Consider the following 13,026-nt stretch of genomic DNA (forward strand, 5'->3'; position numbering starts at 1 on the left):
TTAAAAGAAAGGCAATTGTTGATACCGAGCTTTTTAATATACAAGCAATACGAGCAAAGAGAATATTGTACCTCAACCTTATGCAGTCTTTAAAGAAACAGGACTTCCGTCTGCTTGTAATAATCCTCGTTTTGGTCCATGAATTGGATCTTCAACAATGATTGTTTGGTCCCGACTCGCACCCAAGGAAACGATCGCGATGGGAACTTCTACCAATTCAGCCAAAAATTTGAGATAATCTAATGCTTGTGATGGTAAATCGGATAAACTGCGACAATGGCTTGTTGACTGCTGCCATCCTGGTAAAGTTTTGTAAATTGGACGACAACGAGCAAATTTGCGGGCGTTTGTGGGAAAATGTTCGCTGCGTTCGCCATCAATTTCATAAGCGACACAAACTTTGATTTCTTCAAGTCCATCAAGGACATCGAGTTTGGTGATTGCTAAACAATCCATACCATTAATTCGTACTGCATAACGACCGATAACTGCATCAAACCAACCGCAGCGACGTTTACGTCCGGTTGTCGTGCCAAATTCGGCTCCGATAGAACATAATTGCTCTCCGATTTCACCCGAAAGTTCCGTAGGAAAAGGACCTTCACCAACTCTAGTAGTATAAGCTTTGGCGACCCCAATTACTCGGTCGATGGCAGTCGGTCCCAAACCTGTACCCACACAAGCTCCACCCGCTACCGGATTAGAGGAAGTGACAAAAGGATAAGTTCCGTGGTCTAAATCTAAAAGAGTACCTTGCGCTCCCTCAAACAAAATATTACGACGTTGTTTAATTGCCTGGTAAATTTCTAAAGAAGTATCAACAACATAAGGTCGTAAACGTTCTGTATACCCTAAATACTCTTCAATTACAACTGAGGCATCTATGGGTGGTAAATTGTAAAGCTTTTCTAAAATGACGTTTTTATAATTAATCGTCCATTCTAGTTGTTCGCGCAATCCTTGCGGGTCGAGTAAATCCAACATCCGAATACCCGTGCGTTCGGATTTATCAGCATAAGTTGGACCGATACCTCTACCTGTAGTACCGATTTTATGAACTCCCCGTCGCTCCTCGGAAGCTTGATCAATCAATCGGTGATAGGGCATGGTAACGTGTGCCGTTTCCGAAATCAATAGATTATTAGTAGAAATATTTAAACTCTCTATCTGATCTAATTCACCAATTAAAACCTGTGGATCAATCACAGTTCCAGAACCAATAATACATTTGGTCTCTGGATACAAAATACCGCTGGGAATCAAGTGCAGTTTAAAAGTTTGACCTTTGACTACAATGGTGTGTCCCGCATTTACCCCTCCTTGGTAACGCACGACAACATCAGCGGAACGGCTGAGTAAGTCCGTGATTTTTCCTTTCCCTTCATCGCCCCATTGGGCTCCTATAACAATAACGTTAGCCAAGAGATTCTTATTAAACTAAAGTTTTCACAAATGATTATTATCTACACGTCAAGTAAAGAATGTCAAGACTTACAGGCTACATTCTTCAATAAATAGTCACATAATTATAAATTCGTGACATAAATTACCTTTGCCTTTGTCGTAATTGATTCATGCAATACATTTTGAGACTTGATTCCTGGTAAAATAATTAACAGTTTGCGGTTGCAAATTTTCAGTAGTATTTTAAATTTGATTTGCATATGAGGCTGGAAAACAAATGTATAAAAGATGTATAGAGCAACGTAGATTTATAGAGAGTTAATTGATAATAATCAAATTAATTATAAATTAATGAGAAATTTGGCTGTTTGGGTAGGTAATACAGTTAACTTAAAAAAATATTTTTCAAAAATGTTGTATTCATGACTTTACAAAAATAGGTAAAAGTATTACATTATTTATCCCTTATTTTTTAACTTAATTTTTGAACGAGTCACTTCTGGGTTTTCTAGATTTCCTAAACCTAAAGTTTAAACAAAAAGCTTGCAAAATAAATTCTGCTGATTTTGACTTATTGTCATTTTTACCCGTTTTCGATTCAGTAGCTCCGAATATTTTAATCAATGCGATCCAAAGCTATAAAAATATTTGTTTATAACTCGATAGCATTTGATAAAAAATCATCTTTTCTCCACACATGATAAAAGCATCTAGCATAAAAAAAATCAGAATAGTATTTTTACTAACACTTTGCGTAATATTTGCGAATACAGTGATTTTATGTAGTAATACTATTAATTTAAAAGTAAATCAACGAAATTTAAATCATTCACATCAAGTCATTATTCAACTGGAAAGAATCCTTTCAGCATTAAAAGATGTTCAAATCGCTGATTATGGAATACCGGCAGATGCAGATTATCTAAAATCCTATGTTAGCGCCAGGCAAAAAATTGATATTAATATCCAATTATTAAAAGATTTAACTGAAGATAATTATCAAGAACAGCAGCAATTTTTATTAATTGCCCAAAACATTACTAATAAAATTGATTTATTAAGAAAAGAATTATATTTAAGTCAAGACAAAACATGGGATTTATCTCCAAAAATCACGTTAACAAATGAAATTACAAGTCTAACTAAATCAATAGAGAGTAGAGAGCAAAATTTATTATTAAATCAAATTAATCGGTCTCAACGCAGTTTTGAAAGAGCAATTGCAGCTTTTTTAATTACTGGTTTGATTAATTTCGGATTAGTTACCCAAATGTATTATCTGCTTAAAGGTTATATTCTGAGATTTAAAAATATAAAAATAGCTTTACAACAAAGCGAAAATCGCTTACGAGCAATCATTGATGCAGAACCAGAATGTATAAAACTAATCGATCAAAATGGCATTCTGTTAGAAATAAATGCCTCCGGAGTAGCAATGATGGAAGTAGAAAATGCCGATATTTTAATTGGTAAATTGGTATATTCTGCGATTATGCCAGAATATCAAAATGCTTTTAAATTAATGCACGAAAGCGTTTGTCGCGGTAATAAAGAATCTTTAGAATTCGAGATGATTGGATTAAAAAATACCCGTCGCTGGATGGAAACTCATGCAGTACCCTTACCAAATGAAAATAACGATGGTTTTTTACATTTAGCAATAACTCGTGATATCACCCAACGTAAACTTGCAGAACAAAAACTTCAAGAACAAGCAGCATTATTAGACGTAGTAACAAATGCAATTTTAGTCAAAGATATTGACAATCGTATTTTATATTGGAATAAAGGTGCTGAAAATATCTACGGTTGGGAAGCATCAGAAGTTCATGGCAAAAAAGCATCGCGATTGCTACACAAAGAATATTCTTCATTACAAGATGATGCATTATTGAGTGTTATTAATACTGGAAAATGGCAAGGTGAGTTACATCAAGTAACTAAAGAAGGTAAGGATATTATTATTGAAAGTCGTTGGACACTTTTGCGAGACGAAAAAGGAAAGCCAAAATCAATTTTGGCAGAAAACACTGAAATTACTCAAAAGAAACAACTAGAAACTCAACTTTTAAGAACCCAGCGTTTAGAAAGTATCGGTACCTTAGCAGGGGGTATTGCTCACGATTTGAATAATGTGTTAGCACCAATTTTAATGTCGGTACAATTATTAGAAAGAAAGTTGCAGGATTCCCAACATTTACGATTGCTGAAAACTTTAGAAAATAATACTCAACGTGGTGCTAGTTTAATCAAACAATTATTATCTTTCGCCAGAGGTATTGAAGGTAAACGTACTTTAGTTCAAGTCAAAAATTTAATTGCAGAAATTGAACAAATTGTTAGAGAAACTTTTCCTAAATCAATTCAATTAACTGTAAATATTCCCCAACAATTGGGCTATGTGTGGGGGGATGACACTCAATTACATCAGGTATTAATCAACTTGGTTGTTAATGCTCGCGATGCCATGCCGACTGGAGGTAAATTAGAAATTGCCGCTGCCAATCTGTTCATCGATCAACATCATGCTCAGATGAATATCGATGCTAAAATTGGTGCTTATATTGTAATTACCATAGCCGATACCGGAATAGGTATACATCCCCAAGTTCAAGAACGGATTTTTGAACCATTTTTTACTACAAAAGAACAGGGTAAAGGTACGGGGTTAGGTCTTTCTACTGCTTTAGGAATTATTAAGAACCACGGCGGTTTTGTCAATGTTGATAGCGAATTAAATAAAGGTACCATCGTTAAAGTTTATTTACCCATTAAACCCAATCCAAATACTGATATTCCTCATGGCGATCGCTGTTCTAATCTTAATGGCAGTGGGGAATTAATTTTGGTAGTTGACGATGAACCAGCTATTTGTCAAATTACTCAATCGTCTCTAGAAGCTTATAATTACCGCGTGTTAACAGCATCTAACGGTATGGAAGCTGTAGAAATATACGCTAAATATCAACGGGAAATTAATGTAGTCTTGCTAGATATGATGATGCCTGGAATGGATGGTGAAACTACTATCAAGATGTTAAAAAAAATCAATCCACAAGTAAAAATTGTTGCTATTAGCGGGTTAGTATTAAATTCAACTATAGATCAAGCATCAAATCAAGGCGTGAAAGCATTTATGTCTAAACCCTGTACTGGTAAGGAATTGTTGCACACCCTAGTTCAAGTTACTAGAGAATTCAGATAGACTTTAACAAAAATTTTATTGAGTATATATTTTTTTACTGTTTGTTTTTGTTAATATTAATAAAATTTTTAAAATAAAATCTCGTTATGGCTTTATACGCTGAATTACATCGGCATCTAGGTGGTTCGGTTGTACCCCGGATTTTATGGGGATATTTCCAGCGTCATTCTGATCAGTTTGTACAACGCTTCGGTGATTATCAAGAATTTGAAGAGTTTTACACCAAACCACGCAATACCTTAGAAGAGTATTTAGAGTTGCACACTTTGGTTGAAAGTGTCCAAACTATAGAAACTCTGCCTTACTTTATTTATCGTTTAGTACGCGGTGCCTACATTTTTGAAAATTTAGCATATTTGGAACTACGCTATACTCCTTACCTACGAACACCAGAACATTTAAGTCAATCCCAGAGAATTGACAAGATGGCTGAGATTGTGGATGTTGTGGGTAAAGCTAGTAAATTATCCGAATATCCCATTGTCACCAGTCAGATTTTGTGTATGCACTCCCGGCTTCCCTATGAGGTGAACAAAGCGATTGTCGATTTAGCCGCTCAAAGTAGACAGTATGTATGTGCTATAGATGTAGCTGGGGGAGATAGCGGTTATGGGGAACGTATGAACGAATGGATACAACTTTACGAATACGCTTTATCTGTTGGTTTAAATACTACCGGACACGTTTATGAAACTAAAGATGGATGTCATCCACAATTACTACCTTATTTAATGCGAATTGGTCACGGTATCCAAATTCCCCTACAATATCCAGATTTACTTGAAGATGTAGCAAGACGTGGACAATGTTTGGAAGTATGTCCGACAACTTATATTCAAACGGGTACCTTGGAAGATATCCGAAAGTTAAAGTTGGTGTTTGATCGCTGTTTTGATGCCGGAGTTGATATCGCTATTTGTACTGATAATGCTGGGTTACATAATGTACGTTTACCATTCGAGTACGAAAATCTGTTAACCTACGATATTATTGACTTTGAAATGCTCCAGGCTTGTCAAGATGCCGCTTTTCGTCATGCTTTTGCTTGGACTTATGGCGAACGTCCGGCATTATTATTAAATGGTTTACTTCATTCTCAACCGCAAGAAGCAGTAATTGGTAATTGGTAATTGGTAATTGGTAATCGGTAATTGGTAGTTGGTAGTTGGTAATTGAAGTATATAGTTAAAAGTGTTAACCGAGCCTGTCCGTCAAAACTGCCTGATTATTAATCTTTACCCAATTACCCATTACCCATTACCCATTACCCATTACCCATTAAAATATATTTACAAGCATTGAGCCTTTAATAAAATCAAGTCTTGCGTCTCTAAGACTGAACATTTTTTTAGAACTTTTTTTAAAGCGGGAATATTTCCCTGTTCTAAACTGTTTGTAATTTCTTTGATTTTTGGCTCAAATTGTCTTTGACTTAACCATTTATGGGTAGCAAAATATTCTGGTGAAAATGCTGTAGGCTCTAATAACCAGAAATCAACATTATATTTTTTCACAAAATTTTTTAATTCTGTTGCATTTTGAGAGTACTGAGCGCTAAGTAAATCGTTAATCCGAGGTAGAATTTGGCGGTAATATCCTAAATGGTAAGGAAGTGCGGATTGCTTGCTAACTAAAACAGAACGTTGTGCGAATGTTGGTAAATTATCTGCTTCTTGTGCTAAAGAGGCAATTATGATATTTTCAGGTTGCTTGGACAGAAATTCATATAGTTTTGGTGCTTGCCCAATTACATAACCACTATGGGGAAATTCTGTTACTTTTAACCGCCAATAACTAGGATATAAAAAAATTATTACTCCTAATAATACTGTAGCTGCTATGGTTATAATTTGTCGTTGTCTTTGCTCAGTTCTATTTGAAGCCCAATCTAAAAGTGCATCTAATATAATGATTACGGCAATGGCACCCGCTATAGGCATGATAATTTGTAAACTATGCTGGGGAAAGCGGCTGGGTAGATAAAGCTTGAATAATACAGCATGAGCGGCAAGAAATAAACCAAAAGATACTATAAATATCTGGAGTAAAATCACAATACCTTTAAGATGGCTAACTAAAGTAAATCTTTGGGGATAACTTAGTAAAATAGGTAGTAGCAATCCTGTCCAAATTTGGGGAAAATGCAATAAAAATTTGATTGGAGAAGCAACAGCCCCTCGATACCACTGTATGGGTATAAAACCGCTACGCTTGTGAAATAACCAATAGTCTATAGGATTATCGACAAAAAATTCTGTGCGTCCGTTTTGCAAAAATTCTGGCATCATTCTCGCTTCTGCTGCCGTAACCATTGAACCAAATTCATTTTCCCAAAGAAAATAAGGTAATAATGATATAAATGCAACTCCCAAGCCAGTTATACAAAATACATAATCTTGACGCTCCCTCGTCAGTCTAAGTCTTCCATTTTTCCAACTTACTAATCTGACAATCAAAATTCCTATAGCTACAAGCAATGTTGAAGGATAAAACAGTCCTAATAACGCGATCACAAATAGCAGTGGTAGCAGTGAACCACGTAATAAGTAATATAAAAATCCCAGAAAAAACGGGTAAAGAAAGGCTCTTGGGGTTGATGAACTTAAATCCGATGCTAACCATAAGTTTTGATTGAGCAGGAATGTACTCAGGAATGCTGCTGTTGGGATTGCTAGTAGCTGCATAGAAATTCCAAAACAATAAGCTGTTGAAATTAATCCGAGTACCAACGGTAAAATTTTGCTTAAAAATATCGGTTCAACTCCGATATTTGCTAGCAGTCGGTAAAAGGTTATATATCCTAATGGTGAGAGGGATTGAAAATAATCGGTAGCTAAATCGTCAGGAAACAGCATCGGATTCACAAATCTTTGCATCCAAAATACGTGCTGTCTGACATCATCAGATACCGCATAGTCGCTACTCAAAGCTGTTTTGAGCATTAAGATACCGCAAAATGCTGCAAAAGCTAAACTCAAGCTGAACCAAAATATTAATTGAGAGCGCGAGCGATTTACTGAAGTTAAGGATTTTTGTAAATATCGGCTGAACATAATAAAGCCAAGATTGCAGTTAAATTTTGATCTAATTAATCTGGAAATGCTGATTATGTCCGCTTGTCAAGCATATCGGCAAGCAGCGCAAACATTGTTACCTGGGTAGTAGTGACAAACAAAATCAAAGTTCTTTCGGTTAAGTCGTTGCGGATGAATATATCCTGGAATAGTGTTGTCAAAAAAGCGCCAAAAAATAGTGCAGCTATCGGTAAAAATACTCTTAAAGGAGCAAAATACATTCCTGTTCGTAATATCAATTGTACAAAACGCAAAGTATCGCGGATAGGCTTAATTTTGCTTTTACCTACCCGATGATGAAAGTCTATCGGTTCGTAATGCACAATATAGTTGTTACTCAGCATTGCCACCGTAATCGTTGTGGTAAAACTAAATGTATCCGGCAAAATTTTGAGAAATCTTTCTACCACACTTTTACGAAATACTCGTAATCCGCTGTTCAAGTCTGGAATTTTACATCCTGTCATCCATTGAGCAAAGCGCACCAAAAACCATTTGGGTATTTTGCGAATAGTCGAATAACTAACATTCGCGCCAATTCTCGCTCCCACAACCATATCTGCTTGTCTGGCTAACGCTACTAATTCGGGAATACGTTCGTTAGGATAAGTACCATCTGCATCAGTAATTACTATTAAAGGATATTGAGCGTGTCGAATACCAGTCTTGAGTGCAGCACCATATCCCCGATTGCGACGATGTTGAATAACTGTGATGTCAGTACGAGCGTTTAAAACTTTGCTACTGTTATCCGTGGAACCATCATTAACAGCAATAATCTCGTATGTACAATCAACAATATTTAAAGTTTCCTGGAGCCGATCGAGTGTTGCGTTAATGCCATCCTCTTCGTTATAAACTGGCAGAATAATTGAAAATGGTAAATAACCAGTTTCTTCGTTTTGCTCGTTTGGAAAAAATTCTTCACTTAGTCTGGCATTTTCTTTCATATTTTTTATACAAATAAATTTTATTTTAAAAATAAAAAATATCTTTCAAGTCTGTGTATTTTCACCTTACTAATACTTGAAGTTACATTTCTATAAACAATGCAACTTCTTAAAACTTTTCTACAAATGAAATTATTTTTACATGACTTTTAGCATATAACTTAAAAATAAATTAGATAATTCTCAAATTTATGTTTCTGAAATTGTTTAAATAACTTTATTTAATCCAATAACTTCAGTGTTTACACTAAACATTGTGCCATTCAAACTCAATGAAAAGTTAAATTAAAAACATTGCTGATATTTGTGTTTAAGTATAAATGAAAACATTAAAATCATTTAAAAAGTATTAACTTCTATTAACAGTTTCCATGTTACATAATTGTGCGGTAGAGTAAAATGTATCTTCGCCTACAATGTACATTTACGTTATGGCATCTACTATCCAAGCTCTACCCTCAGAAGTCGTACATTTGATTACAGCCTCAGAGGTGATTGATTCTTTTGCTGCGGTAGTGCGGGAATTGATCGAAAATTCCTTAGATGCAGGTGCGACAAGGATTGTAGTTTCTCTGTACCCCCAGCAGTGGCAGATTCGTGTAGCGGATAATGGTTGTGGAATGAGTCTATCCGACTTACAACAAGCCGCAAGCGCTCATAGTACTAGTAAAATACGCTCTTGTAGTGATTTATGGAAAATCAATAGTTTGGGTTTTCGCGGTGAAGCGCTGCACAGTTTAACAACCTTAGCCGATTTAGAAATTCTCAGTCGTGGAGCAAATCACCTCGAACAAAAAACAGAGTCTAACGGTTGGCGAGTTGTTTATGGTAATGGAGGAGAAGCTTTAAGGATGGAAGCAACGGCGATCGCACCGGGTACAGTAGCCGTAATTTCTAATTTATTCGGTAATTGTAATGCTCGTCGTCAGGGTTTACCTTCAATCCCTCAGCAAATGAGAGCAGTACAAGGGTTAATTCAACAAACTGCTTTGTGTCATCCCCATGTTACTTGGCAAGTTTGGCAAAATGGACGGGAATGGTTTGCAATTTATCCTACCGCGAATATCAAGGAAACTTTGTCTCAGTTTCTCCATAGAGTGCATCCATCAGATTTACAAGAATTAAAAGTTGAATTAAATAACCCTGACAATTCCTCACTTTCATTAGTCATCGGATTACCCGATAGATGTCATCGTCATCGTCCAGACTGGGTACGAATAGCAGTAAATGGACGTATAGTCAAGTCTCCAGAACTCGAACAAACTATTATTGGAGCATTTCATAAAACATTACCTCGCGATCGCTATCCGGTTTGTTTCTTACACTTGTGTGTTTGCCCAAGTCAGATTAACTGGAATCGCAACCCTGCGAAAACAGAAATTTACCTCAACCAACTTGATTATTGGCAAGAACAAATTACTCAATCGATTGACAAAGCACTCACGGTTAATTGTTCCACCATTAAGGAATCTTGCCATGTAACGCGAGTAGGTAAATTAATCAAAGCCGCAGAAGCAAAAAGCGGTTACAACTTCAACCGAATAAATCTTGAAGAAAACGACAATTTAGATAAATCTCAATTGAAATCTCATACAATAACAAAAAATTCTCCCCTCTCTACAACATTTCCTTTAAAAGCAGTTGCTCAAGTAAACAAAACCTATATAGTCGCAGAGCATCCTGGGGGAATGTGGTTAGTAGAACAACATATAGCCCACGAAAGAGTATTGTACGAACAACTTTGCGAACATTGGCAATTAGTAAAGTGTGAACCAGCAATAATTCTATATCAATTATCTCCCGCACAAATAGAACAGTTACAACGGATTAATTTAGAAATAGAACCTTTCGGAGAACAACTTTGGGCAATTCGTCAAGTACCCGCACTTCTTCAACAGCGCGAGGATTGCGCCGAAGCAATATTAGAATTGAGTAAAGGAGGAGATTTAAACACAGCCCAAGTCGCCGTAGCTTGTCGCAGTGCCATTCGCAATGGTACAATTTTGAATTTGCCACAAATGCAGCAACTATTAGACCAATGGCAGCGTACCCGCAACCCCCGCACCTGCCCTCACGGAAGACCAATTTATTTATCCTTAGAAGAGTCATCCTTAGCTCGTTATTTCCGTCGTAATTGGGTAATTGGCAAATCCCATGGAATCTAAGAATTTTGGAATGGGTAATTGGTAATGGGTAATGGGTAATGGGGGATGGGTATGAATAACCGCGAGCAATACAATAATATAACTTATTAATTCTCACTTCGAGAACTATTTGCCAATTATTTATTCTAATCACCGATTAAAAAGGATTACACGGATTACACGTATTTTAATTACCAATTCCCAATTTGCCATTCCCAATTACCAATTACCAATTCCCAATTACCAATTACCAATTACCAATTACCAATTACCAATTACCAATTCCCAAACTCTATGAGTGCAGAAATTATTTGTGTCGGTACAGAAATGTTACTAGGAGATATACTTAATAGCAACGCTCAATATTTAGCGCAACAGTTAGCTCAATTAGGTATTCCTCATTATTATCAAACCGTTGTGGGCGATAATGTTGATAGATTAAAGCAAGTTATCGAAATTGCGACGCAAAGAGCGCAAATACTCATTTTTACCGGGGGTTTAGGACCAACTCCCGATGACTTAACTTGTGAAACCATTGCCGATTTTTTTGGTTCTCCTTTAATCGAACGTGCTGAAATTATCGAGGATATCACCAAAAAATACGCTACACGAAATAGAATCATGAGCGCGAGCAATCGCAAGCAAGCTTTAATACCCAAAGGTGCAGACATTTTACCCAATCCTACGGGTACGGCTCCTGGTATCATCTGGCAACCCCGTTCTAATTTGACGATTTTCACCTTCCCTGGGGTACCTTCAGAAATGCACCGTATGTGGGAGGAAACCGCCGTTCCATACCTGAAAAATCAAGGTTGGGGCAAACAAATCATTTACAGTCGAATGTTGCGGTTCTGGAACGTTGCGGAATCGACTTTAGCGGAGAAGGTATCTGCTTATCTGAATTTGCCTAATCCCACAGTAGCTCCTTATGCGAGTAAAGGAGAGGTGAAATTGCGAGTTTCTGCGAAAGCGAGTAGTGAAGCAGAAGCTCAAAGTTTAATTGCACCCGTTGAAAAACAAATTAAAGAAATTGCCGGTTTCGATTATTTTGGTGCTGATGATGACACGCTGGCTTCCGTAGTGGGTGAGATTTTGCGTAAATCAAGGCAAACGCTTTCGGTGGCAGAATCATGCACTGGCGGAACTTTGGGACAAATGTTAACAGATACTTCCGGAAGCTCCGATTACTTTTGGGGTGGTGTAATTTCTTATGATAATTCCGTAAAAATTGGGATGTTAGGAGTTAATGTCCAAGACTTGGAAAAACATGGTGCAGTCAGCGCAATTGTAGCAGAACAAATGGCTATAGGGGTTAAAAAGCAGCTTTCTACAACTTGGGGATTAAGTATAACTGGAATTGCCGGACCTACTGGTGGTACGGAAACTAAGCCCGTGGGTTTGGTTTATGTTGGTTTAGCAGGAGAAGATGCAGTCGAAAGCTTTGAATTCCGTTTTAATCCGGTACGGGGTAGGTCTTTGATTCGTCACTTTAGCGCTTGTCATGCTTTGGATAGTTTGCGGAGGAGGTTGTTAAAGGAGGGGTGAGTTTATAACTATGGGAATAATATATTAACGCAGAGGAGTGCAAAGGTAAGCGCGGAGGAACGCAAAGTTTTGCAGCAAACTTAACAATTAACGCACTCAAGCATTAGCAGCAAAAAAAAATTATGAACCTTCAATGAGGTTCAGTTCTGCTGCTTAAAAATGGCACTTTAAATATAATTTTTTTTAATATTATTGATAAAATTTTCTAAATCTCAATCACAACCAAAATCTTGAATAAATCGAGCCAAATAAAAATAGATTTAAATAGGTACAAATCAAAGCTATACTAAGTGAGTACCCCGTAATATCTTACAGATTTTAACTGTCGGATAAAAAGGAAATATGTGGACGAATAATATCAAATTAATAATACAATATGCCTACTTCGGGGGTTAAAATTTAACGAAAATAAATGCAAATTCGCAATTATTGGCAGAAAATACTTGATTATTTTTATACATATTACTTGGAATAATTCATTGAAATATATGTATTAAAAAACAATTTCATCTCATGCCACATAATCTAAAGTAATTTAAAGTAATCAAAAAATCGCTTTCATGATAATTTTGCAAGCGTTTATTTGTGGAGTTAAAGAGCATATTTTTTAGCTATCTTACCTTGAACACCCTTTCGATGGCAAAAAACGACAAAGACTGAGATTTTACTTGTGTCTTTGCCAATATGAGTTTGTAAGCTGGCAA

Annotated in this window: 7 protein-coding genes; 4 read left to right on the forward strand and 3 right to left on the reverse strand. The window is 36.4% G+C overall.

From position 1 onward, the window contains the following. Positions 1-78: 78 nt before the first annotated feature. The gene (locus IQ247_RS03890) at positions 79-1,422 is read right to left on the reverse strand and encodes an adenylosuccinate synthase (RefSeq protein ID WP_193917246.1); all 1,344 of its coding nucleotides are present in this window, start codon (positions 1,420-1,422) and stop codon (positions 79-81) included. A gap of 754 nt (positions 1,423-2,176) precedes the next feature. On the opposite strand from IQ247_RS03890, the gene IQ247_RS03895 reads away from it, so the two are divergent. After that, on the forward strand, positions 2,177-4,609 hold the full coding sequence (locus tag IQ247_RS03895; RefSeq protein ID WP_322745411.1) for a PAS domain S-box protein: 2,433 nt from the start codon (positions 2,177-2,179) through the stop codon (positions 4,607-4,609). 86 nt (positions 4,610-4,695) lie between these two features. After that, positions 4,696-5,739, forward strand: a complete 1,044-nt coding sequence (locus tag IQ247_RS03900; RefSeq protein WP_193917250.1) for an adenosine deaminase — start codon at positions 4,696-4,698, stop codon at positions 5,737-5,739. 159 nt (positions 5,740-5,898) lie between these two features. Here the strand turns inward: IQ247_RS03900 and IQ247_RS03905 are convergent, their stop codons facing one another. Both IQ247_RS03905 and IQ247_RS03910 read right to left on the reverse strand, forming a co-directional pair. Further along, positions 5,899-7,662: a hypothetical protein gene (locus IQ247_RS03905; protein WP_193917252.1), complete on the reverse strand. Its 1,764-nt coding sequence runs from the start codon at positions 7,660-7,662 to the stop codon at positions 5,899-5,901. 53 nt (positions 7,663-7,715) lie between these two features. Next, complete coding sequence (locus IQ247_RS03910; RefSeq protein WP_193917254.1) at positions 7,716-8,633, reverse strand: glycosyltransferase family 2 protein; 918 nt, start codon at positions 8,631-8,633, stop codon at positions 7,716-7,718. Positions 8,634-9,064: 431 nt separating this feature from the next. Here IQ247_RS03910 and mutL point away from each other — a divergent pair, with 431 nt between their 5' ends. Together mutL and IQ247_RS03920 are read left to right on the forward strand one after the other, a co-directional pair. Next, positions 9,065-10,798 (forward strand): DNA mismatch repair endonuclease MutL, encoded by a 1,734-nt coding sequence (gene mutL, locus IQ247_RS03915; RefSeq protein ID WP_193917256.1) that lies wholly within the window; start codon positions 9,065-9,067, stop codon positions 10,796-10,798. Between the two features lie 273 nt (positions 10,799-11,071). Then, positions 11,072-12,322 carry a competence/damage-inducible protein A gene (locus tag IQ247_RS03920; RefSeq protein WP_193917258.1) on the forward strand — a complete coding sequence of 417 codons (1,251 nt, stop codon included), beginning with the start codon at positions 11,072-11,074 and terminating at the stop codon, positions 12,320-12,322. The last annotated feature ends 704 nt before the right edge of the window (positions 12,323-13,026 follow it).

Source organism: Plectonema cf. radiosum LEGE 06105 (assembly GCF_015207665.1).
Taxonomy (GTDB): Bacteria; Cyanobacteriota; Cyanobacteriia; order Cyanobacteriales; family Nostocaceae; genus Rivularia; species Rivularia radiosa_A.